Source organism: Collinsella sp. AF39-11AT, from assembly GCF_003474585.1.
Lineage (GTDB): Bacteria > Actinomycetota > Coriobacteriia > Coriobacteriales > Coriobacteriaceae > Collinsella.
In genome coordinates, this window is the sequence record NZ_QROG01000028.1 from 1 (window position 1) to 25,000 (window position 25,000).

13 protein-coding genes are annotated in these 25,000 nt (G+C 63.0%); 1 reads left to right on the forward strand and 12 read right to left on the reverse strand.

Translation table 11 applies throughout. The annotated features are described in order from the left end of the window. Positions 1–8: 8 nt before the first annotated feature. The gene (locus DW037_RS09305) at positions 9–986 is read right to left on the reverse strand and encodes a hypothetical protein (RefSeq protein ID WP_118373210.1); all 978 of its coding nucleotides are present in this window, start codon (positions 984–986) and stop codon (positions 9–11) included. A gap of 218 nt (positions 987–1,204) precedes the next feature. Here DW037_RS09305 and DW037_RS09310 point away from each other — a divergent pair, with 218 nt between their 5' ends. Beyond that, complete coding sequence (locus tag DW037_RS09310; protein WP_117583976.1) at positions 1,205–2,386, forward strand: cation diffusion facilitator family transporter; 1,182 nt, start codon at positions 1,205–1,207, stop codon at positions 2,384–2,386. Between the two features lie 12 nt (positions 2,387–2,398). On the opposite strand, the gene DW037_RS09315 is transcribed toward DW037_RS09310, so the two are convergent. From DW037_RS09315 to DW037_RS09365, 11 genes are all read right to left on the reverse strand, one after another. Beyond that, a complete protein-coding gene (locus DW037_RS09315) occupies positions 2,399–3,388 on the reverse strand; it encodes a hypothetical protein (protein WP_089572154.1) in 990 nt (329 codons plus the stop codon). A 176-nt stretch (positions 3,389–3,564) separates the two neighbouring features. Then, positions 3,565–5,232 (reverse strand): formate--tetrahydrofolate ligase, encoded by a 1,668-nt coding sequence (locus DW037_RS09320; RefSeq protein WP_117629583.1) that lies wholly within the window; start codon positions 5,230–5,232, stop codon positions 3,565–3,567. Positions 5,233–5,376: 144 nt separating this feature from the next. Further along, the gene (gene ruvB / locus DW037_RS09325) at positions 5,377–6,444 is read right to left on the reverse strand and encodes a Holliday junction branch migration DNA helicase RuvB (RefSeq protein ID WP_117629582.1); all 1,068 of its coding nucleotides are present in this window, start codon (positions 6,442–6,444) and stop codon (positions 5,377–5,379) included. After that, on the reverse strand, positions 6,444–7,064 hold the full coding sequence (gene ruvA / locus DW037_RS09330; RefSeq protein ID WP_055310211.1) for a Holliday junction branch migration protein RuvA: 621 nt from the start codon (positions 7,062–7,064) through the stop codon (positions 6,444–6,446). The genes ruvB and ruvA overlap by 1 nt, the downstream gene beginning before the upstream one ends. Next, a complete protein-coding gene (ruvC, locus tag DW037_RS09335; protein ID WP_035137351.1) occupies positions 7,064–7,585 on the reverse strand; it encodes a crossover junction endodeoxyribonuclease RuvC in 522 nt (173 codons plus the stop codon). The genes ruvA and ruvC overlap by 1 nt, the downstream gene beginning before the upstream one ends. 294 nt (positions 7,586–7,879) lie before the next feature. After that, the gene (locus DW037_RS09340) at positions 7,880–9,865 is read right to left on the reverse strand and encodes a hypothetical protein (RefSeq protein ID WP_117629581.1); all 1,986 of its coding nucleotides are present in this window, start codon (positions 9,863–9,865) and stop codon (positions 7,880–7,882) included. A gap of 117 nt (positions 9,866–9,982) precedes the next feature. Then, positions 9,983–10,345 carry a desulfoferrodoxin family protein gene (locus DW037_RS09345; RefSeq protein WP_117629580.1) on the reverse strand — a complete coding sequence of 121 codons (363 nt, stop codon included), beginning with the start codon at positions 10,343–10,345 and terminating at the stop codon, positions 9,983–9,985. A gap of 165 nt (positions 10,346–10,510) precedes the next feature. Continuing rightward, positions 10,511–13,975, reverse strand: coding sequence for an SNF2-related protein (locus DW037_RS09350; protein WP_117629579.1), 3,465 nt, complete (start codon positions 13,973–13,975; stop codon positions 10,511–10,513). A 28-nt stretch (positions 13,976–14,003) separates the two neighbouring features. Further along, entirely contained in the window at positions 14,004–17,807 is a 3,804-nt protein-coding gene (gene dnaE / locus DW037_RS09355) for a DNA polymerase III subunit alpha (RefSeq protein WP_089572165.1), read from the reverse strand. Between the two features lie 174 nt (positions 17,808–17,981). After that, the gene (locus tag DW037_RS09360; protein ID WP_118373211.1) at positions 17,982–21,605 is read right to left on the reverse strand and encodes a UvrD-helicase domain-containing protein; all 3,624 of its coding nucleotides are present in this window, start codon (positions 21,603–21,605) and stop codon (positions 17,982–17,984) included. A gap of 3 nt (positions 21,606–21,608) precedes the next feature. Beyond that, positions 21,609–24,779, reverse strand: a complete 3,171-nt coding sequence (locus tag DW037_RS09365; protein WP_118373212.1) for a PD-(D/E)XK nuclease family protein — start codon at positions 24,777–24,779, stop codon at positions 21,609–21,611. Positions 24,780–25,000 lie beyond the last annotated feature (221 nt).

Consider the following 25,000-nt stretch of genomic DNA (forward strand, 5'->3'; position numbering starts at 1 on the left):
GTTGCTGCCTAGGCTAGCCCCTTGTCACACAAACTACCGAAGCCTCTCTTTTTATTGAGCCCCAGCACCGCCTCGGCATCGTTGCCGGCAATGTCGAGCGCCAGCTTATCAATGACCACCTGGTCCTTGGTAGATGCATCGACGGAGACAACGCGGAAGTCACCTTCCTGCATGGCCGGGTCAAACGGCCCAACCTTGGCAAAGTCCCACGGCTCCAAAATCCCCATAAGGCGAACGTCCAGGTAGTTTGCCCTGGAATACGCCCAGTCGAGCACCTCGTAGTACACCAGGGTCTCCTTGCTCAGCCCCTTGCCCGGGAAGGACGCCATCATGCGTAGATCCGCGAGCGCCATGGGGAAGTAGAAGAGCATCATGTCATTTTGAATCGCGTCTTCCACGTCGTGCCCGGCAAAGGCGTCGGGGTACTGGCGCACCAGCTGCAGCGCGTTGGCACGTGCCTGCTGCGGCGAGATTTCGCAGGGAATACCCTGCTCAGGTACATACTCCGCACCAACGCCCATAGTCAGGCGCTTGCTAAAGGTACCGGGTTTGAGCAGGTCGGCAACGCCGATCGTATTACCGCAGGACGGGCACTCAAACACGCGCTGGGTCGATGACCCCTCAAAGGACGCACCGCAGAAGGGGCAGGGAATGCTCACGTGCGCTGCCTCTTGGAACTCTTGAGCCGTGCCGCGGTCCTCCCACAGCAGATGCTCCAGAACCGACTGGTTGCGCCAGTACGAATTGAAGAAATACCAGTCCGGGTCCTCCGGGCGCTCGAGCTGCGACACATAGGTGAGCTTAAGCAGTCCATCGACAACCGTCAGTGGCGTATGGCGAATGCCCAGGGCGCTCTTGGGCTCCCCCGCATCGGCCTGCCACGGAACGACCGTGCCGCAATAGGCGCACTCAAAGCTGCGTTTAGCCTGGTGTGAGTACATAGGGCCGCCGCAGTTTTGGCATTTAATGGCAAACATCTCGTCCATGGATACGTCCTCCTTTGCGCAGGGGCTGTCGACATTAAGTATGTCGGGCGGGCAGGCACATGCCCATACCCATGTGGCCCAAAATGGAGCACCCGGTCGGACAAGAAGCCCCACTCGTTAGCACCAGCAGACCATTGCTGCATTTTCTGAGCATCGGCGCACGGTGCGCCCATGCGAGCTACACTATCCCCTTAACCATGATTGTGAGGACGATTGCCATGCTATTTGTAAATCGGCTGGTACATACGCTTGTTCCCGGCAGTGAGGACGAGCCGGTCGATACAACTTGTCGCACCAACGCGGGCTTTGCCGCAAGCCTTATCTGCATTGGCCTCAACATTGCCCTGTGCCTAGCCAAGGGCATCGCGGGCCTGCTCGCCGGCTCCGTCTCGCTCATCGCCGACGCCTTCAACAACCTCTCCGACGCCTCGAGCAACATCGTGAGCCTGCTCGGATTCCGCCTTGCCAGCCGCCCGGCAGACGAAGGCCACCCCTATGGCCACGGCCGCTACGAATACCTCGCCGGCCTGTTTGTCGCCGTCCTCGTTTGTGCCGTCGGCATCAACCTGGTGCTCGAGTCCGTTACCAAGATCATCAAGCCCTCCCCCACCGCCTACACGCTCGTTTCCCTTGCGGCACTGGCTGCGTCCATGCTCGTTAAGCTCTGGATGGCCGCGTTTAACCGCACGCTGGGCGACCGCATCGACTCGGAGACGCTCATCGCCACGGCGCAGGACTCCAAAAACGATGTCATCACCTCGGGCTCGGTCTTAGCAGCGGCGCTTATTTCGCAAACGACCGGCTTTGACCTCGACGGCTGGGCGGGCCTGGGCGTGGGCGTCTTCATTTGCATCAGCGGCATGGGCCTGGTGCGCGACGCCATCAGCCCGCTGCTGGGGCAAGCGCCCGACCCCAAGCTCGTCCAGGAAATCCGCGACAGGATCATGTCGTACCCCCAGGTCCTGGGCACGCACGACCTCATGGTACACGACTACGGCCCCGGCCGTCAGTTTGCCAGCGCACACGTGGAAATGCCCGGCGAGGGTGATGCCTTTGAGCACCACGAGATTCTGGACACCATCGAGCACGATATCAAACGCCAGATGGGCATTGGCATTACGCTGCACTGCGACCCCATCGCAACAACCGGTGATGACCTGCGCGGCTGGGTCAAGCGCGGCGTAGCGCAGATCGACCCCGCGCTTTCCATCCACGACCTGCACGAGCACGACGGGTTCGTTTCGTTTGACCTGGTGCGTCCCGACGACTTTGACATATCCGACGAGGAGCTGTTGGAGCTCGTCACGCGCATCGTGCACGAGCGCCGACCCAATGCCTCATGCGTCGTTACGTTTGACTCGGGCTTTAGCTCGCCCGACCGTCCGGCCGAGCAGCTGTAGCCCGCTTAACAGCTAGTTTCCCTGCGCGCCCGAGATGCCGTTTTGCAGTGCATTCCAGGCACCCGTCGCCATGTCGCCCAAGTTCTGCGCGGTGTCGCCCAGGTTTTGTGCCGTATCGCCCAGCTCTTGCGCCTTGTCTCCCAACTCCTGTGCCTTGTTGCTCAAGTCCTCCAGCGTATTGGAACTCGAGCTGTCGGTACCGCTTTGGCCGTCGGGCGAGTTGCCCGAGCTATTCTTGTGCGTGAGTTGAATTTCGAGGTTGCCGCTGTCGTTATAGTAAGCAGAAGTAACGACCCAGTTGGCATCGATGACGGGCGTTGAGCCATCATCAGTCAGGACCACGGCATTCGAAAGATTGGCGCCGCGCGACTTGAGAAGTTTCTTGGCGTTGGACCAGTACTGCCCCGGGATATCGCTCAGATCGACGGTGCTAGACGAGGCGGACTCGGTTTGCTCGGCAGCGGTATCAGCCGTTGAACTCCCTCGCTTGTTGAGCATGCCCGACACAATGGCAAACACAACCGACAGCGCAAAGAAGATCGCCAGCACGATGAGGATCTTCTTGATCACGCTCGACGAACGCGACGGCTTCTTCTCCTCGTCCTCGCCATATTGCGGAATCGACTTGGGGTACTCGCGATACGGCTCGCGCGACTCGTAGCGAGACTGCGCCGTGCGAGGCATATACGTCGTCTGCTGAGGCTGCGGAATGGGATTTTGCGGCAGGTCATCATAGGGATTCGGCGTCGAGGCGGCATAAGAATCCTGCGGCGCGTAATCAAACGGGTCCGGAGCTGCGTTGCCATAGGGGCCTTGCGAAGATACGGCATAAGAATCCCGCGCTGTGTCGCCATAGCCCATAACCCGGGTTGGCTCGGCAGAAGGCTGCGTCGCGGCGGGGTCGGTATAACCGGGGTTGGGAACAACGCGGGTCGCATCGGCGCTATCGCCAGCCTGCGCGGAACCGTAGCCGCCCATCACGGTTGTCTTGTCCTGATCCATGCAACGATTCCTTTCCGTCGCCCGTAAGCATCAAGTTATCCATGCATTCTACCCGCGCAAAAGCCCGTGACGGACAGAGCCCGTCCATATCTACAAGACAAGCGCGGCTAGAAAACAAAAGCCCCGCCGGGCCTTGTGGGCACGGCGGGGCGGACAAGCAGCTATGGGCAGCAGGCTTAGAACAGGCCGGTAATGTTGCCGTCGTTGTCGACGTCGATGTTTTCGGCCGCGGGAACCTTGGGCAGACCCGGCATGGTCAGAACGCTGCCAGTCAACGCAACCACAAAGTGGGCACCGGCGGAAACCTTGAGCTCGCGCACGGTGATGCGGAAGCCCTCGGGAGCGCCCAGCGCCTTGGCGTTGTCGCTAAAGCTGTACTGCGTCTTGGCGACGCACACCGGCAGGTTGCCAAAGCCGTTCTCGCGCAGCTCGGCGAGCTGACGCTTGGCAGCCGGCGTAAAGTCGACACCATCGGCGCGGTAAACCTTGGTGGCGACGGCCTCGAGGGCATCGGCCACATCGGCGCCGTCCTCGTAGGCAAACTTGAGCTCGCTCGGCTGCTCAATCAGGCGCATGACCTCATCGGCCAGGTCGAGCGCGCCCTCGCCGCCCTTGGCCCAGACCTCGGAAAGCTTAACGTTGACGCCGAGCTGCTGGCACTCGGACTCGATGAGCGCAAGCTCGGCCTCGGTGTCCGTCGGGAAGCGGTTGATGGCGACCACGCAGGGAAGACCATAGACGTTCTGGATATTGTCAACATGGCGCAGCAGGTTAGGCATGCCGGCCTTGAGGGCATCGAGGTTCTCGTCGTTGAGGTCGGCCTTGGCAACGCCACCGTTGTACTTCAGCGCACGAGCGGTCGCGACGACCACGACGGCGCTGGGGCGAACGCCCGTCATGCGGCACTTAATGTCGAGGAACTTCTCGGCACCCAGATCGGCACCGAAGCCGGCCTCGGTAATGGCGACATCGCCAAAGCGCATCGCCATACGCGTAGCCATGATGGAGTTGCAGCCGTGGGCAATGTTGGCGAAGGGACCGCCGTGGACAAACGCGGGCGTGCCCTCGAGCGTTTGCACCAGGTTGGGCTTGAGCGCGTCCTTAAGCAACGCGGCCATGGCACCCTGGGCCTTAAGGTCGCGGGCACGGACGGGCTCGCCGGCAAAGCTGTAGCCGACGACGATCTCACCCAAGCGTTCCTTGAGGTCGCTGATGCTCGTAGACAGGCACAGGATTGCCATGACCTCGGAGGCGACGGTGATATCGAAGCCGTCCTCGCGCGGCACGCCCTGGGCCTTACCGCCAATGCCGTCGATAACGTGGCGCAGCTGACGGTCGTTCATATCGACGACGCGCTTCCAAGTAATGCGCTTAACGTCAATACCGAGCTGATTGCCCTGCTGGATGTGGTTATCAAGCATGGCGGCCAGCAGGTTGTTGGCAGCACCGATAGCATGAAAGTCGCCGGTAAAGTGCAGGTTGATATCCTCCATGGGGATCACCTGAGCCCAGCCGCCACCGGCAGCACCGCCCTTAACGCCAAAGACGGGGCCGAGCGAAGGCTCGCGCAGGGCCACGGCGCTCTTGACGCCGCGGCGACGCAGGCCATCGGCCAGACCGATGGTCGTGGTGGTCTTGCCCTCGCCCGCAGGCGTTGGGTTGATAGCGGTCACGAGGACGAGCTTGGCCTGGTGATCAGTCGGCTCGTTGAGCAGTGAATAGTCGACCTTAGCCTTGTCGAAGCCGTACGGAATAAGGTGCTTAACGTCGACGCCGGCGTTCTTGGCCACCTCGGTAATAGGCAGTGGCGTGACAGAACGTGCGATTTCGATGTCAGTAGGCATGAGCGGTCCTTTCGTTACCGAATGAGAAAAAGACCAATTCAGCATAGCACGGGCGCGCAATAGTAAAACACCCGTAACCGATGAATGGCGATATGTTTATCCAATGCTCAGCGATAGCTTAACAGCCCGCCAAAACAAAGCGCCCTAAATGGTAGGTTCAATCCCCAAGTGCTCAAAGGTGCGAAGCGTTGCCTGGCGGCCCTGGGGCGTGCGAATCATCAAGCCGCACTGCAGCAGATAGGGCTCATAGACATCCTCGAGCGTTCCCGGGTCCTCGCCCACCGCGCTGGCAAGCGTTGTCAGGCCCACGGCACGTCCGGAGAACGTCTTAGCGAGTGTCTCCAAAATGCGAATATCCATCCAGTCCAGACCAAGCTCATCGATCTCGAAGAACTCGAGCGCCTGGCGGCAGATATCGAGCTCGATAGGGCCGTTGCCGCGCACCTGTGCGTAATCGCGCACGCGCTTGAGCAGGCGGTTGGCAAGACGTGGCGTGCCGCGCGAACGCGAGCCGATCTCGAGCGCACTGGGGTGGTCGATCGTCACGCCCAGGATGGACGCCGAGCGCGTCACAATCTGCGCGAGTTCTTCGACCGTGTAGTAATCCAGGCGATATGAAATGCCAAAGCGGTCGCGCAACGGGCCGGTCAACATGCCTGAGCGGGTCGTTGCCGCTACCAGCGTAAACTTGGGGATATCCAGGCGAATCGAGCGCGCCGCCGGACCCTTGCCAATCACGATATCGAGGGCAAAGTCCTCCATCGCGGGGTACAGGACCTCCTCGACCGAACGGTTGAGGCGGTGGATCTCGTCAATAAACAGCACATCACCCGGCTGCAGGTTGGTAAGGATAGCCGCCAGGTCACCGGTGCGCGCGATGGCAGGGCCACTCGTGGTCTTGATCTGAGCGCCCAGCTCGTTGGCGATAACGGTGGCCAGCGTGGTCTTGCCCAGGCCCGGAGGACCCGAGAAGATCACGTGGTCGAGCGTCTCGCCACGGCTCTGCGCCGCTTCGATCAACACGCGCAGGCTCTGCTTGATGTGCTCCTGGCCACAGTAGTCGTCCAGGCGCTGGGGGCGCAAAGTGCGGTCGACATCGAGGTCCTCGGCCGTCAGCTCCGAGCCCACCATGCGCTCGCCGTGCGCCATGGATGCCGCCGGCGAGTTGCCGGGCGTCGCCCACAGGTCCTGAGAGTCATCGGCTTCCCACATCACGCATCCATTCCGAGTCGCTTAAGCGCCGCGCCGAGCAGATCCTCGACACGCATGTTCTGCCCATCATACCCGCTCAGGGCAACATCGGTCTCCTGCGGGCTAAAGCCCATGGAAAGGAGCGCCGCACGGGCGTCATCGATGGCCGAGGGAGCGGCAGCGGGCACGGGCATCGCAACCTGGCCGGGAATCACGTCGACCGGCACAAAGCCCTTGTCCTTGGCAAAGGTGCTCTTGAGCTCCAGGATCAGACGCTGAGCTGTCTTTTTGCCCACACCGGGCACCTTGGCCATGCCCTTGTCGTCCTCGGCCATCACCAGCGAATACAATTGCCCCACGGTATAGGTGGAAAGCACGGCGAGCGCCAAGCGCGGGCCAACGCCCGAGACAGACACGAGCCGATCGAACATCGTGCGCTCATCCTTAGAGGAAAAACCGAAAAGTGTCATGGCGTCCTCGCGCACCTGCATACGCGTGTAGAGGCGGACCTCGCCGCCGGGCGTCGGCAACGTGGCCGCAGTGCTGCCCGAGATGCCGAGCTCAAAGCCAACGCCCGACACATCGACGACAGCAGAGCTCATCGTGGCCTCGACAAGCGTTCCGTGGAGCTGGGAGATCATCAGTATCCGGTTCCTCTCTGTTGATAGAACTCGCCGCCGGTAAGCGCCCGGGTACGGCTGAGGTTAACGTGGCAGATGGCGCAGGCCAGGGCATCGGCGGCATGGTCGGGATGCGGGTCGTGATCGAGCTGCGTGAGCGTGCGCACCATGTAGGCGACCTGCCGCTTATCTGCGGCACCGGTACCCACCACAGCCTGCTTGATCTGCATAGGCGTGTACTCGCCGATCTCGAGCGCGCACTCCGAAAGCGCCACGAGCGCGGCACCGCGGGCATGTGCCGTGGGGATTGCCGAGCGGACATTAGCGCCAAAGTAGATGCTCTCGATGGCAGCGGTATCGGGTCGATAACGCTCCACGACACCCTTGAGGTCGCGGGCGATATGCGACAGGCGCACCGCGAGCGGACTACCCGCGCTGGTCTCGATACAACCGTAGGCACGGCAGCGAACCTCGCCACGCCGCTCCTCGATAATCCCCCAACCCGTATGGGCCAAACCGGGGTCGATACCCAAAATGACCAAGCCAACCTCCCCTCGCCACAAGTACGGCGCAAGACAAGGCCTCGCGCACTATTCACGAACGTCTGTTCTAGAATAACACAACAGCGACCGTATCTAACAAGCAAGGTTGAACCATAGGTTGAGCATAAGTCAGCGAGCGAGTCCCTGCCGTGGCAAGGTGTCGCGAAAGAGGAGCGCCGCGTACTTCTGTACGCAAGCGACGGTTTGAGCGGCAGATTGCCCGACAGGGGCTCGCGCAGCGTCGACTCGTTACGCGGTTTGGCAAAACCGCGTAACCTTGGCCCCGTCCCCAGTTTAGTTCTGCGAGAAGAATGGGAACTGTCGGGGATCCACCGGCGGATGCGGCATCGGACCACCCTGGGGACCACCTTGCGAGCCGCCCTGACCGCCCATCATCTTATCGATGGCGTCCTGAACCTCGCCCTCGAACTTCTTCATTCCCTCGTGCAAACGACGCTGACCGTCCTCGGAGCGCAGCTCCTCCATCTGCTCGGGCGAAATACCCAGTAGCTCGCCCAGCACGCCCATCATCTCGTTTCGCATGCGCTCACTCGTATCCTCGTCAGCAAAACGGCGCACCTCGGCGCGCGCCAGCGAATCGACCGACATACGCTCCTTGCCATTAAGCCCCAGGTCGGACCAGGCGAGCATGTACGGCCAAGAGCGCTCGGCAAACGAGCGGGACGAGACGATCGGTGCCGTCGGCAATATGCGGCGGGCAGCCTCACCCTGTCGAACGAGCATCAGCAGCAGCGAGCAGGCCTCAGGCTTGCCAGCGGCCATCGGGATGTCGTCGAAAGATCGATTGCGGTCCACGTGCGCCTCGAGCGCACCATCGACCTCACCCGGTTCGAGCCCACCGAGCAGCTGCGCCGCGCGGTCGAGCATGTCGACCGGACCGTCGAGCGTCGAGAGCGCTTGCGCCAGCACGCGTTCCATGCAATCCTCCACCGCGTTGAGCGTCACGAGCTCTTGGGGCACCACGGCAGACGTGCGGTTGCGCACACGTGCCACAAACTCAAGCGTCGACAGATACACATCGCCAAAGGGCGCAAAGTCGCCCTGGTAGCCGCCGGAAAGGGCGGGCGCCGCCAGCGCGTACTCGGTTTTGGACAGCGGGCTCAGCGCCATCGCACCCAGCTCGAGCGCCGTGTCCTCCAGCATGAGGCCCAACGTGCGCGAGCGCAGACGCTCGGCATCGCCCGCCGACACGTCGCGATCGAGCACACGCGCCGCATCCGGTGCATCGCGCTCGACGGTGCGAATGTGCAGACGCTCGGCGATGGCGCGGACGGCGGCACAGCGGGCGGCCTCCACCTCCTCCTGCGCCGGCGTAAAAATACGGTTGCGCCCCAGCACCAGGCCAATCACATTACGCGGGCCCAGAGCGTCGACGGCCAGCGCCGCCAGCAGGGACGACGGCAAGTCACCCTCGAGTGCCACCACAGCACGCGACGCACCGTGGGCTCGGGCGTTGTCGCGCACAGCGAGCACCAGCGCCTGCCACAGCCACTCCTCGGAACGAAACTCGGGCAGTTCGTGATCTTCCAGGGCATCGAGCATCACGCCGCGCTGAATCTCCTGAACCAGCAGGCTCTCCTCAAAACACGGCGCCTGGGCCACCACGCGGCCGCAGTCGTCGAGCACAAACGAACCGCCGGTATACACCGACTCGTCATAGGCACCGACCGGCGCCATGCAGGCAAACCACACGCTGCGCTTGGATGCGATCTTGCGGTAGGCGCCGCTGCGTACGGCGGCAATGGCAGCAGTCTCGCGGTCGGTCATGTCAAACGCGTTGAATTGGAAATACGCAATGAGGTCGACGCCAGTCGGCAGCATCTCGAGTTCGCGGTCCAGGTCAAACACCACGGCGATGCGCACGCCGTCCACGTCAAACACCGGCGGCGCCCAGCGCGTATCATTGTTCTCGCCGCGCTGCAGGGCAATGCTCGAACGCGCCGGCACCACATGACCGTCCTTGAGCATCATGTAGTCGAGCAGCGGCTGACCCTCAAACGAAACCGCCGCGGGCACGATGCAGATCATGTCAAGCTCCTGGATGCGCTCGGCGACACCAGTCAAGCCGGCAAGCATGTCGTGCTCAAAGTCGGCAGCGCCCACCAGGCCCCCGGGCATGGCGCCCATAAAGAGCGGAGCCGGAACGCACAGCACGCGCGCCCCGCGCCCGTGGGCCAGACGAGCCTGGTCCTCGATGCGGCCGCAAATGCCCTCAATATCACCCAGGCGCATATCGATCTGTGCAAGCGCGAACTTCATGGCTCAGCCCTTTCCGTCGTAAACCATCGTTGTCGCAGTAAAAGCGCCGGCCGCATAATGCAGTCGGCGCTCGCATGTGCATATGCTAGCTATGATACCCCGAGCGGGGGCGCGCTCCTAGAACGTCGCGGACCACAGCCCGTGCAGGTTGCAGTAGGCATAGACGGTACCGGTCTTGGAACCGCCGGCAAAAAACGTCGCGGGCTTCATGCCGGGCTCAAGGTAATGGATCTCCAGACGGCCCTCAGCCTCAAGGGCGATCCACTCAATATAGTGCTCGGGCAGGCTGGGATGTTCGACCGAGCCCACGCGTGCGCGGATCACGTGACCGTCGCGCTCGGTCTCGACAACAGGCACGTGCTTCTCGTGCGCCGCGTCCTCGGTGTTCGCGGTCAGCTCCGTGCAGCCGGCAGGGGTTGCAACGTCGTTGCCAAGGGCGGCGATGAGCTTACCGTCGGGGTCCTTAAAGAATTTCGCCATGATGTTCTCCTTTTCTGATGTGCCAATGTTCTTGATGGTTCTTATGCCCAAAGGCAGACAAACCATCCACGGCATTGCAAATGAACACATAACGGATCAGGCAAGCGGTCGGGCCAAAATGCGTCGACCGTCCTGCCCACTCCAGCAGTCCCACCCCGCGCGCGGCTAGCGACCGTCACCGCCGAGCAGTGCCAGAACATCCTCGCGCGTGAACAGCGCCGACGAGATGCCGTCGCCGCCAAGCACGCTGTTGACCAGGTCGCGCTTGGACTCCTGCATCTGCATAATGCGTTCCTCGATCGTGTCCTTGGCGATGAGCTTGTACACGGTCACGGTATGTTGCTGGCCAATACGATGCGCGCGGTCGGTCGCTTGGTCCTGCGCCGCCACGTTCCACCACGGGTCGTAGTGAATGACCACGTCGGCCGCCGTCAGGTTGAGGCCCACGCCGCCCGCCTTGAGCGAAATCAAAAAGACCGGAACCTCGCCCGCTTGGAACTGCGCGACCATCTTGGCGCGGCTCTCCTTAGACGAAGCGCCCGTGAGCTTAAGGAAGGCGATGTCCTCCTTGGCCAAGCGCTTGCCGATGATATCGAGCATGCCCGTAAACTGGCTGAACAACAGGATGCGATGCCCGCCGTCGAGTGCGCCGTGCACGAGCTCCATGCACGTATCGAGCTTGGCGCTCCCCGCCTTGTAATCCTCGTAGTGTAGACGCGGGTCGCAGCAGATCTGGCGCAGCTTGGTGAGCTCGGCGAGCACTTTGAGCTTGTCTTTTTTAAACTCGGATGCCTCGCGGTGCTGCACCTGCTGGGCGATGCGGTCCTGGTTGGCCAGGTAGAGCTTGCGCTGCTCGCCGGTGAGCTGTGCCATGACGGTGTCCTCGATCTTTTCGGGTAGATCGGCCACCACGTCTTCCTTTACGCGGCGTAGCACAAACGGCGACACGAGCGCCTGCAGGCGAGCGGCACTGTCACCCTCGGCGTGCTCGACCGGGCTCTCAAAGCGCTTGGCAAACGACTCGCGCGTCCCCAAAAGGCCCGGCATCAAAAAGTCGAAGATGCTCCAGAGCTCGGACAGGCGGTTTTCGATGGGCGTGCCCGTCAGGGCAAAGCGCACGCCGGCAGGCAGGCGCTTGGCAGCGCGCGCCACCTGCGTGAGCGGATTTTTAATGTACTGTGCCTCATCGAGCACCACGCGGGCAAAATCCTGCTCGACGTACTCGTCGATATCGCGCCGCATAAGGTCATACGACGTTACGACCACGTTATGCTCGGCCACGCCGGCAATCTGTACACGACGTTGAGCCTTGGCGCCCACAATGGCGCACACATCGAGCGACGGGGCAAAGCGCTCCAGCTCGGCAGTCCAGTTGTACACGAGTGAGGCCGGGCATACCACGAGCGTGGGCTTGGTGTCCCCCGCCTCCACGCGCGCCAGGATATGCGCGATCATCTGGAGCGTTTTGCCCAGGCCCATGTCGTCGGCCAAGATGCCGCCAAGGCCCAGGTGTTCGAGCGAGCCGAGCCACTGGTATCCGTCGACCTGGTAGCCGCGCATCGTTGCCTTGAGCGATGCCGGCACCGTAAAGTCCATCTTGCCGAGCGTGTCCAGGCGCTCGACGGTGCGGCGGAACGCAGCGTCGCGATCGGCCTCGAGCGCCGGCGTGCGTGCGAGCATGCTATCGACAAAAAGGGTACTCGACGCGGGAAGCGACACGCCGTCGAGCAGGTCGACGGCATCGACGCCTAGGTCCTCGGCAAGACCAAACGCGGCACGCGCTCCCTCATCCAGGCGCACGATGTCGCCGGACGTCAGGCGCGCGAACGTCTGGTGGCGCTTGTACGAGTCCAGATAGATGGCAAGATCTGCCGCCGAAAGGCCGCTCGCGCCCAGTTCGACATCGAGCAGGTTACTCTTGACGGTCGCGCGCACCGAGAGCTTGGGCGCAGGGCGGACCGAAATCTGGCGCAGACGGTCGCTGAGCATGACCTCGCCCAGCTCGGACAGGGCAGACAGGCCCTCGGTCAGCAAGTGGAACAGGCTCTCGTCATCGCGCTCCTCAAACGCCAGGCCGCCCTCGTAGAAATCGAAGTACATGGCAGCCGTGTCCATAACGCGAAACTCCGCCAGCGTATCGCGGGGCGGAACGCCGGGGCGTTGCTCTTCGAAAGGACTGCCCGGAGCACCAAGACTAAAGAGATCAGCCGACCAATCGCCGTAGGTAACCGTAATTTTGCAGGTCACAAGACCATCGTCGACGCCGATTGCCATGGCAAAGCTCGCCTCGGGTGCCACAGTATCGAGCGCGGCGGGCGCGGTGAGGTCGGTATAGTCGCGCAAAATGGGCAGCGCCATACGGCAGAACTCACCCACCTGCTCGGCGGCAATATGGGCGGGCGTGCGGCACGGCAGCAAGCGCGACAAAAAAGGTGCGGCATGCTGAGCAAATGCAGCGTCGGTACGGCGCGCGCGGCGCGTGTCAACCAAGTAGGCGGCATCGCCCGACGCAAAGCAGTACATATCGGCGGGCAGGCGCAGGTCATAGCTACCACCAGCCGCCGGCGCGATTTTGGCGGCAAGCAGCGGTGGGCGCTTAGCGGATGCCTCGTCCTCCCCTTGCGGAGACAGCTCAACCGCCACGTCGTAGGTGCGATGCGTCGTCATCCCCCGCGACCAGGCGGGCTCAAAGGAGATGGTCTGGCCGCGCAGCAGGTCCAGCACATATACGATGCTATGCTCGGACAGCGGCAACTGACGCTCGGCAACAAAACCGCTGCGGGCAAAGTCGTACGACGCCGAACGCGAGCTTGTGATGTCATCGAGATAGGCAACTGTCGTCACAACAAGGTTGAGCAGCTTTGCCGATGTTTCGTCAAAGGCCTCAGGTGAATGGACAAACGTGAGCTTCTTGCCATAGGAGAACGTGCCGCCGCGCACGTAGGCATCGGCCATGCCGTCGATGTCCTTGACCACGTAGGAGACCGATCCACAGCGAATGCGGAACTCGAGCGCCCAGCTAAAGCGGTCAGCGAACAGCGGATTGTAGTACGGCACCAACGAGGGCTCCAATGCCGCTTTGGGGGCGTCGGGATCAACGGCACCGGCAAGCTTGCGGCGCATGCTCGCCAGCTCATCCATGCGCGCGTCCGAAAGATCGGAGAGCGCCGCCACAAGGCTCGGGCTCGTGGGGACGGGCGCCGGAAAGGGAAAGTTGGGGTTGACGGCCGGCGCTTTGGGTGCGGTGCGCGCGGGCTGTTTCGACTGCGCCGTAAACGTGCGAACCGGCGTGCGCAAACCTTCGACGGGCTCGGCGCCGCTGGCATCCAAATACGCCAGAGCCGTGGCAATAGCGTGCTTGCACATACCGGGGTAACGATAGGCGGCGGGGCAATCGCAGTCGTAGTCGATCACCTCGTGCTCGTCCATGTCGAGCGCCACGTGCGTCTTGTACAGGTCGCCACGCGAACCGCGCACCGAGCCCTCGACCGTCACGTTTTTGGAGAAGCGCGAGCCGCTGTCCTCGATCGACAGCACGGCGCCGTTGAGCATGAGCGAACGCCCCTTCATAAAGGTGCCGCTCAACGCCGCCTCTTTGCGAAGCGCCTGCACAAACGTCCCCTGCGCCATCACTTCCTCCAATCTCACCCGGGGTAGCTTAGATCACCGTCACGCGGCCCTGGTTACCCACAATGGCCTTGGCCTCGGCCAGCAGCGGAATCGAACGCGCGTTGACCTTGGCAGGTACCTCGGCACGCAGCACGCGCCCGTCCACCTGCTCGATAAAGATCTCCACGCGGTCGCCGCCCGGGTTAGCGGTGAGCACCGTGGCCAGGCGCGCCATATTGCCCTGGCTAAAGCGGCTGTTGGGCACCATGACCTCAAACACCTTGGGCTTGTTGTTCTCCTCGTTGAGCTCGAGCGGCACGATCTCCTGCGCGATGATCTGGTCGCCGCGGTCCGAGCGCTCGAGCTTGCCCTTAATGCGCACAAAGGCATCGGACAGCTGCGCGCCGGTCTCGGGATCGACCTCGCCGTACAGGTACCCCTCGGCCTCTTTATAGGTCTTGGGGAACACGACGACGGTGGCCTCGCCTTCCATGTCCTCGAGCTGCACGATGCCCATGGGGTCACCGTTTTTGGTCACGCGCTTGGACACGCTCGAGACCATGCCGGCCCACCACAGCGCCTTGCCCTCGGGAATCTCCTGGTTGATGGTGCCGCCCGTAGGATTCTGAACTTCGTAGCCGGTATCGATCTGCGAGAACGAGAAGTCGCGCGCCTTGGCTAGTGCATACTCAAACGGGCGCAGCGGGTGGTCCGAGACATAGATGCCCAGAACCTCCTTCTCCTGGCTCAGCTTAAGGTGGCGGTCCCACTCCTGGCCGTCCGGATCGGGCACGCTCACCTCAAAGCCCGAGCCCTCAACGTCGCCAAACATGTCGAAGAACGAGGTCTGGCCGCTCGCGCGGTCCTTCTGGCGCTTTATCGCGGCGTCGATGATGTTCTCGGGGTTGTTCTTGTCCACAAAGTGCATCATCTGACGACGCGGATACCCCGTGGAGTCGAAGGCGCCTGCCTTGATCAGCGATTCGATTACGCGACGGTTGGCCTGGCTCGAGTCCACGCGCTCGACAAAGTCGTGCAGTGTCTTAAACGGACCGCCCGCCTCGCGCTCGGCGATAATCGCCTGCGCCACGCCGGTGCCCACGCCGCGGATGCCGGCCAGACCAAAGCGCACGCCCTCCTTGGTAGCCGTGAACTCGGTGCCGGACTCGTTGACATCTGGCGACAGCACGGGGATGCCGTCGTGACGGCACGCCGAGACGTAGTGCACGATCTTGTCGGTCTTGCCCGTATAGGACGTCAGAACGGCCGCCATGTACTCGTGCGGATAGTGCGCCTTGAGCCACGCCGTCTGCATAACCAGGATGGCGTAGCCGGCGGAGTGCGACTTGTTGAAGGCGTAGGATGCGAACTCGAGAACATCGTCCCAAATCTTCTGGGCGACCTCGCGCGTGTAGTTGTTCTTGATAGCGCCGTTCATCCAGTGGTCGTAGGTGGTCTCGTCCGAGCCATCCTCCCAGTGCAGCACCGTCGACGTGAGCAGCTTGATCTTTTTCTTAGCCACGGGCTTACGGATACGCGAGTCCGATTCGCCCTTGGAGAAGCCGCACATCTCGACGGAGATGAGCATAACCTGTTCCTGGTAGACCATGGTGCCGTAGGTTTCGCCCAGGATGTCGTCCAGGCGGTCGTCGTAGGAGACGGCCGGCTCCTTGCCGTTCATACGGTTGATGTAGGACGAAACCATGCCGGCGCCCAGCGGGCCCGGGCGGTACAGGGCGATCAATGCCACGACGTGCTTGTACTCGGTGGGCTTCATGTTCTTGATCGTGGCCGTCATGCCGGCGGACTCGACCTGGAAGACGCCGGCGGTATGGCCGGAGCCCATGAGCTTAAAGATCTCGGGGTCGTCAAAGGGGATCTCTTCCTCTTTGATGTCGATGCCGAAGTTCTTTTTGATGTTTGCCTTGGCCTTGGAGATAACCGTCAGCGTGCGCAGGCCCAAGAAGTCCATCTTGAGCAGGCCCATGTCGGCAACGGTATGACCTTCGTACTGGGTAATCTCGACGCCGCCCTTGGTGTCGAGCTTGGTGGGCACGTGCTCGTTGACGGGGTCGCGGCAGATCAGAACGGCGCACGCGTGCACACCCTCGCCACGGGTAAGGCCCTCAATCGAGAGCGCCGTGTCGATGATGCGGCGGGCGTCGTCGTCCTTTTTATAGGCCTCGGCAAAATCGGGGTTAAACAGATCCTCTTTGCCGGGTTGCTTTTCGAGCACCTGCTTGAGCTTGACCTTGGGGTCGCTCGAGACCATCTTGGACAGACGCTGGCCCATGTAGACCGGGTAGTCCAGGACGCGCGCAGCGTCGTTGATGGCCTGCTTGGCCTTAATGGTCGAGTAGGTGATGACGTGGGTGACCTTCTCGGGGCCGTAGAGCTGGCGAACGTGCTCCACGACCTCGAGGCGCCGCTCATCGTCGAAGTCCATATCGATATCGGGCATCTCGGTACGCTGCGGGGACAGGAACCTCTCGAACATCAGACCGTTCTCGAGCGGGTCGAACGCGGTGATGTTCATGGCGTAGGCGACGATAGCGCCGGCGGCCGAGCCACGGCCGGGGCCGACGCCGATGCCGTTGTCCTTGGCCCATTGCACGTACTCGGCAACGATCAAGAAGTAGGCGGCAAAGCCCTTGTCGCAGATGACTTTGTATTCGTACTCAAAGCGCTCTTTGATGTTGACGCCACCAATCTCGCGCGTGGCCCAGTCGTCGCCGTAGTGCTGGCGCAGGCCCTTCTCGCACTCGCGGCGGAACTGGCTCTCGTGCGTCTCGCCGGGATCGAGCAGCGGGAAGCGCGGCAGGATGATGGAGTCCCAGTCCAGCTCAACGTAGCACTTGTCGGCGATCTCGAGCGTGTTGTCGCAGGCCTCGGGGCAATACGGGAACATCGCCCGCATCTCCTCCTCGGTCTTCATGTAAAACTCCGAGCCAGTCATGCGCATGCGGTTAGGGTCGTCGACCTTGGCGTTCATACCGATGCACATGATGACGTCCTGCACGGGCGCGTCCTCGCGGCGCAGGTAGTGGAAGTCGTTGGTGGCGATGACCTTGACGCCCACCTGCTTGGCGATATCGATGAGCGTACGGTCCATCTGCTCGTCGGTCAGGCCATTGTCGGTGGTGATGCCGTGTTCCTGGATCTCGATATAAAAGTCGCCAGGTTCGAAGGTATCACGGAAGGTCTCGGCCCACTTGATGGCGCCCTCCATGTCACCGCGGTCGATGTATTTGGGAATGATGCCCGCGATGCAGGCGCTGGTGCAGATCATGCCCTTGGCGTGGCGGCGTAGGTTGTCGAGCGTCACGCGCGGCTTGTAGTAAAAGCCCTGAACGGCGGCCTCGGAGACCGTCTGCATCAGGTTGACGTAGCCCTCCTGGTCCTTGGCCAGAAGGATCATGTGGTAGAGCTCGGGCTTATGGTCGCGAGCAAGGGTCTCGTCCGGCGTAAAGTAAACCTCGCAGCCAAAGATGGGCTTGATGACCAGGGGCGGCTTGAGCTCGTCGATGTTGCCCTTCTCGTCCCACATGGCCATGTCCTTCACATACTGGGCATGCTCGCGCGGGTTTTCCTCGGGGTCGGGCTCCACCAGCTCGTCGCGGCGGTCCTTTTCCAAGAAGGCCTTGTCGTGGCTCCAGGTTTTGTACTCGGGCGTGTTGTGGTTGACGGCGTCACAGGCCAGCGCCAGGTCGGGTACGCCATACATGTAGCCGTGGTCGGTAATGGCCACGGCGGGCATGCCCAGCTCAACGGCACGGTTGACCATATCCTGGATACGGGTTGCGCCGTCGAGCATGGAGAAGACAGTGTGATTGTGCAGATGGACGAATGCCATGTGATGAGCTCCGATGCGGGTTCGTGTTCTGACTGAACGATTTTACCCCACGGCACGGACAGCACCCGAACCTAGCCAAACCCACACGGCTCCTATTGAGTTGCGATGAAATACGGACTGTTTGGCGGCTTTTTTGGCCAAAACAGTCCGTATTCCACCGCAGGTTGTTGAGGGTTAGAGGTTGTAGGTGACCACCTGGGGCTCGCAGGGGTTGGCGGGATCGGCCTGCTCCACGCGGACGAACTTGACGGTCACGGCCTCAAAGCCCGCCTTGTGCAGAACATCGGCGTAGACGCGCGCCTGCAGGGCGTGCTTCTCCCGCAGCTGTTCCGGCGTCTCGTCCGGCGTGCCGCCCGTCTTGTAGTCGATGACCAGCGCGCGTGACGAATCCGCCGGGTTCGTCGCCAAAGCGTCGATGGCGCCCTCGGCATAGGCACCGTAGCGGGCGATGTCCTCGTCTTCGCAACCCAGCGAGAAGAACGGCACCTCGGCGCGAACGCACGGCCACGCGAGCAGGTCGGCACGAACAGCCGACTTGAGCCAGCGGTCCAGGGCAACGTCGAAGCGCTCGCGCTGCTCCGGCGTCAAGCGCCACAGACGCGCCAGCGCTTCGGCGCGCGCGGTGGGCAGTGCATCGGCACCCATCTCGATGAGCCACTGGCATGCGGCGTGGAAGGCCGAACCCAAGGCCATGGGATTGCCGGCGGGCTCGACAGCAGCCACGTCTGCATCCGTCATCTCCGAGCCATCCGACTCGGCATCATCGCCAGCCTCGTCCATGGGCACGTGTGCCTCGGCGGCACGGTCCTCGGACTCGGCATGGAGCGCCGCGGCAATTGACGAGTAGCTATACGAGTCACGCGCCGGGAACGGACAGGCGCCCATGCGCATGCCCACCGCCTGGGGATACACGAGCTCAAACGCATCGGGCTCGGGGTCGGCAGGACCGGGAACGGCGGCGCGGGCATCTGCACCGGCACCCTCCGGCTCCGCATCGCCGCAGACAAGCCTGCCCTCGGCATCCAGTAAAGCGTTGGCCTCAAACGCCTGCTCGCCAAACGTAAAGTCCGCCAGCGAGATAAGCTCGTAGTCGCCCGGCTGGGAGTTGTCGAACACCAGGCGGTCGGCATCGAGCTGTGGCATGTCCAGGCCGTCCGTCGGCAAAATACGGCGCAGCACGTCATAGGTCAGATCGGTCTCGACGTCGAAGGTCGGCGCGCACAGCTTGCCACGGCTCACGCCGGCATCCATCGCCAAGATCACCAGCTCGCGCGCTCGCGTCATGGCGACATAGAGCAAGCGAGCCCGCTCCTCGAGCGAAAGCTGCAGGTCGTCGTTGCGCAGGCGGGCAAATGCCTCGGCGGGAGAACCCGTCGCGCAGACATCCTCCATGAGCTCTGGCGGCAACCATAGCGACGTGCCCTTACCCTTAAACGCATGCTCAAACTGCTTTTTGACGTCATCGCCCTTTACGAACGTGCCGTCCGCGAGTTTAACGCCGTCGAAGCGTGCCGGCAGCGCCACGACCTGCGCTCCGCCCTCGACACGCCCCATCTGAGCCGCACCCGAGGACTTACGCACGCCAAAGCACTCCGCAACCGCTACGACCGGATACTCCAGACCCTTGGACGCATGCACGGTCATGATGCGCACCGCGCCGTCGCCCTCCTCGTTGAGCGCGCCCGGGGCCTCCTTGCCCGCCAAGAAGCGGTCGAAGGCGAGCGCGATGGAGCGCGGAGAATTGCCGAGCTCGACCTCTGCCTCGGCCACGGCGTCGAGCGCCTTGAGCACGTTGGCGGCGATGGCCTTGCCCTCGGGACCACGCTGCGCCAGACGCACGAACCAGCCGGAGGCATTGACCACGTCGCGCGCGATGGCGGCGAACGAATCGCGTCCCACGCGACGAAGCGCGTAGCGCAGCACCTCGCGGGCACGCGTCACGAGCGGCAAGTCTTGCAAACCCGGCACGTCGAAATCACTCATGATGCCCACGTCGATATTCCGGCGCGAGGTCTCCCCCGTCTCGCTATCGAGCTTGGTCGCCAGCGCCAGGAACTCCTGGGCGCCGAGCGCAAACATCGGCGAGGCGAGCAGTGGCATAAGGCCCTGCGCCGTATCGGCCGGATTGGCGAGTGCGCAGACCAGGGCACGCACCGTCTGCACCTCGGCTGCCTGGGCAAAGACCGAGCCGCCTGCGATCACGCAGTCGAGCCCCTGGTCGCGGAAGGCCTGCGCATAGACATCGGCGTTGGTCATGCGGCCCAGCAGCAGGACCATGCTGCCCTGGGGCTGGCCCGCTTTAACGAGTGCTTGAAATCGCTCCGCAATCGCACGAGCTTTCGCCTGCGTTCGCTCCTGGGTGCTGCCGCCGGCAACGAGCAGCGCCTGGCGGCGCGATGCCTTCGCCTTGAGCTTGTCCTCGCGTTCGTCGCTCGGTTCAAGATCCAAGAACCCCTGCATCAAACCACCGGTGTCGCCGTCAAAGACGCGCGCCACATAGCGCAGCACCTCATCGTGGCTGCGGAAGTTGCGTACAAGCTTGACGAGCTCGCCGGCGGGGGCATCGGACGTGGCGACCGTCTCGGACGCCGTCGTCGAGCCCACCTTGAGCTCCTGGCGACGGAACACCTCGACCTCGGCACCACGGAAGCGGTAGATCGACTGCTGCGCATCGCCTACGGTGCACAGTGCGCGCTCCCCCACACCCGTCAGGTAACGGATCAAATCGACCTGCATCTGGTCGGTATCCTGGAACTCATCGATCATGACCATCTTAAAGCGACCCTCATAGGCCGCTCGGATGGCGGGATAATCGCGCAGCGCCTCGTACGCCATGCGCAGCAGGTCGTTGTTATCAAGCGCGGACTGGTCAGCCTTGAGCGCGCGGTATTCCGCCTCCACAGCACGAGCAAGCCCCACCAGCGCATCGAGCGCCGGACCGCCGCAGGCAAGCACGATATTGATAAATGCATCGGCGGCCTCGGCCTTGAGCAGCTCCACCTGCTCCTTAGGAAACGCCTTGCTCGCCCGAGGCATGCTGCACGACATCATGAGTCGCGCCGCATCCTCCATGGTTTTGCCGCTCGCCTCAAACGCGTCGATGGCATCGAGTGCCACCTGCGCTTTCTCGGTCGCGGCCTTGCTCGCACCCAACGCCGCGCGATAGGCGTCGGCAAGCGCAGAGGTGTCGGCCTGGCCGCGCGCCACGCACACATCGTCCATGCCGCCCGGCAGCTGGCTCGATAGCTCCAGCAGGTCGCGCACCAGACCTTTGATGGTGGTACCGGCGCCAAACGGCCCGCCCTCGCCCGCCATGGGATACCAAGCGTAGAGGGCCTTAAGCGAGGCGGCGAGCTCAGGCGCGGCATCGGGCGCCGTCGCGCGCCCCAGCACATGCTCGACAGCCTGATCCATAAGCTCATCGGTATCGGTGAGCACCGTGAATTCGGGATCGACGCCCAGCTCCAGCGCGTGCGCGCGCAGGATACGCGAGCACATACCGTGAATGGTCGAAATCCAAGCGTCGTCGACGGTCAGGGCCTCTTCGTCCATACCCTCTTCGATAAGCGCGCGACGCACGCGGTCGCGAATCTCGGCCGCGGCATCTTTGGTAAAGGTAATGGCGAGCACCTGATCCAGATGCTCGACAAACGGACCGGATTCGGGCGAGAGCGCGTAGACGATGCGGCGCGTAAGGGTAAAGGTCTTACCCGAACCGGCGCCCGCCGAGACAAACAGCGGACGGTCGAGCGTTTTGACGATCTGCAGCTGTTGCGGCATCAAAGTCGAAAGATCCATGGTCTACACGTCCCTCCTTACAAACGTTCCTTCGTGGTTATACGAGCAGCGCGCATGCGCGGCCTGAGCCGACGTCGGGTCGACGGCGGCAACGTTGCCTGCCTCGAGCTCGCGTAGGCGCTCGGCGATGCCGGTCTCCACGCGATCGAGTAGCGCATCGAAGTCCATGCTGCCACCCTCGCCGGGGAAACCTTTCTTAAGGCCCGGGATGCGACCGTCGCCGCGCTCTTCCTCGAGCAGCTCGGTGCTCGCGGCGCCGCGCAACGCCGGCTTGCCGCCCTTGGTCGAAAAGTAGAGCGCCGCGCGGGTGTCCAAATCCAGCGCCCGACGCATGGCCTGGGCGTAGATGAGCGTCTGGGTATGTGGCGGCAACCAGCGCGGGTCGTCGATGGGCGCCGTGCCCGATTCCTCGTCGCGCACCGTGGGGTCGGCGAGCTTAAACTCCTCGACACCCGAACGATGCTTGTAGTCGATTACCACGGCGCGATTCTCGGCATCCACGTCAACGCGGTCGATGCGCCCACCGAGTGGCCAACCGGCATACTCGACCTGGAGCTCGTTGAACGCAAACTCCAGATAGCGCGGCGCGAAGGGCGCGAGCGCCTCGGACTCGTAGGCGAGCACGCCTTCCAACTGCGGCAGAATCTCGGCCACCTGACGCTCCTCCACCGGAGAGAGCGGCACCAGCGGGCCCTCGGTACCGCGCTTGCCGGCGTGCTCGGCCAGGGTCTCGGCAAAGACCTCGTGCAGCAGCTCCTTGGCGCGCGGCAGGTTCATGGGCGTCACGCGCTCCATGCCCTCCTGCGGAAGACGCGCATGCAAGTGCTCCAGCACGTCATGGACAAAGTTGCCTTTCTCCATGTTGCCAAAGCCCGCATCGATGGACTGAGGTTTGACGCGATACGAGACGAACCAGCATAACGGGCAGGTGGAATAGGCCTCGATCTGCGAGGCGGACGTCAGGCGCGGCACGAGTGGCGCGTCCTCGCCCTCGCCATCGCGACGACGCAGGACCAAATACGGCACGGCCTCGGCACTCAGATGCTGAGGGGCTTCACAGGTCACGCGCTCGCACTTGAGACCTTCGCCTGCCGCGGGATCGAAGTCCCTTACGATATCACCCTCACCCACGCACTTCGCCTTGTCGGCGCCAGCGGCCTTAGCGTCACCAGTGGCCTCGTCGGCGTCAGCGGCCTTAGCGTCGGCGGCGGCCTTAGCAGCTTCAGCGGCCTCGGTATGCGCCCGCAACTCGGTCCACACGGCAGCCGGATAGCACTCGCGCGCCTGGCGATCGTGCGTCACGCGCGCAAGCGCAACCGGGCCGCGTGCCGCCTGCATCGCGTGGCCAAAGCGCATGCGCAGCAAGGCCGCGGGCTCAAGCGTCACACCCTCGCGACCAAGGCTCGCCGCCAGCGTGGCCAGCGGCCCCTCCTCGTGTGAGAGCGGATAGCTGCCCAGATCGACATCGGCAAACAGCACGGCATCGTAGCTGCCGGGGCGCAGAGCCGCCGCATCGGCAAGCGAAGCAAAACGAACCTGAGCACGTGGCGCACGGTCAACCTCGTAGGTCTCGTAATCGTAGGCGGTGCCACGCTTGTCCACCCTGGTGCGAACGCCATCGAGCACGGGCACGGTCGCGGCCTGCGACACGTCGAGCGCGCGGGCGCCATTCATAAGGATGTCGATGACGTGGCGCAGCAGGGCCACCTCCGCCTGGCGACGGGCCTGGCCATCCAAGCTGCCCAGCGAACGATCGGGCAACGCCTCGGCAACGGCAAGCATGGCCTTGAGCGCCGTCACGGGCCTGTCGCGCCACAGCGCCTGGAACACGTCCGAAACCACACACGGCACGTTCTTAAACCAGTTCTCGTCGCTCGCCGCCTTGCGCGCCCCCCTCACCTGGCCTTGGACACTCTGCAGCAGGCTCTTAACGCCCGCGGTAGTCTTGCTACGCGAGAGACGCATATTCTTATCGAAGGTACGGGCATTGACGGCATCAGCGCCCGAAAGCGGGCTGTAAATCCAGTCGGTAAGCTCCGGCGCGGGCCACCACTCGGTCTTTGACGCCGCACCCTCATCGGCGGCCTTCATGCGCTCGATCAGGCCGGCAAGCGCCGCAAACTGCCTGCCCGCAATGGATTGGGAAAACGCCGTGAACTCAACTGTCTCGGCAGCGATATGACGAGCTGCCAGACGAGAGGCGAGCTCACCGAACAGCTGGGGTGCCCGAGCAGAAACAACGAGCACGCGCACGGGGTCGGCGGGCGTTGCAGTGGCTTTATCGGCCTTGGACTCCTTGTACGCTTTCACCAACTTATCGATGGCGTCCGCATAGACATGAGCACGGGCATGGGGGCCGGCGACCTCAATAAAGGCAGGCTGAGCGGCGGTCCCGCAAGCGGCATCAGACGCGACGGCGTCCTCCCCCAGCGGCGCGACCTCAAACAGCACACCGCGGGCATCAAATGCCACGGCAAGCTCCTCGCGCATCGCCGCCTGCTCGCGGGCAAGCAGCACGACGACCTCTCCCCCATTGTTCGCCACGGCAGACAGTAGCTCGAGCAGTGCGTACGTAAACGACGTGATACCGCGCACGCATACGGCGCGGGTGCACGCCGGCAGGCTATCGGCCAGGACACCGGCCATAATGTCGGCCGCCTCGCAGGGCTCGACCATATCTCGACGGTCCAAACCGTCCGCATATGCGCGCAAAAGCTCGAACACACGAGCCTCGGCATCGCTTTTTGGCTCAGGCTGGCAATTGTTTCCACGGCATCGCTCGGCCGTCGTCCCCGCCACACCCGGCAGCACGTCGCGGGCCATGCGCGCGAGCATGCGCACCGTGCCCTGACTGCGCGAAAGCGGCTGCAAATCGGCATCGTCGAGACGCGTTACCATGTCCGAAAACAGCATCTGGCGTTGCAGGTTGTCCACGAAACCGCGCCCGTCGCCCAAAAGCTCCCAAAGCGAGCGAAGCCACGACGAAGGGGTCTTGTAATCGATACCCAGTGAAACCCCAACTTCCGCCGCATCATGACGGCACAGATCGAGCTCGGCAAACGTAGGCGCCAGCAAAACGGCACGCCCGTGGCGGGCAACCAGGTCGGCGAGCAGCGCCGCCTCGGCATCGCTCAAATCCGCGCCGGCGTTGGTGGTATAGATTCGAACAGGCATGGTCCTCCACTCAAACCGTTCGCAATATTCAATGTTTCCATCCTACCCGCCCGCGCGGACAGATTTGCCCCACGCCAACAGATTTGACCCCTTGGAGACGGAGGAAAATGGATCACCGAGGAGGTCAGTCTAACCCAGCGATCCGTTTTCCTCCGTCCCCAAAGGATCAAAAAACGGCTCTTCGGTGGTTTCTGTGGGAGAGATTCCGGCATAGGCCCAGC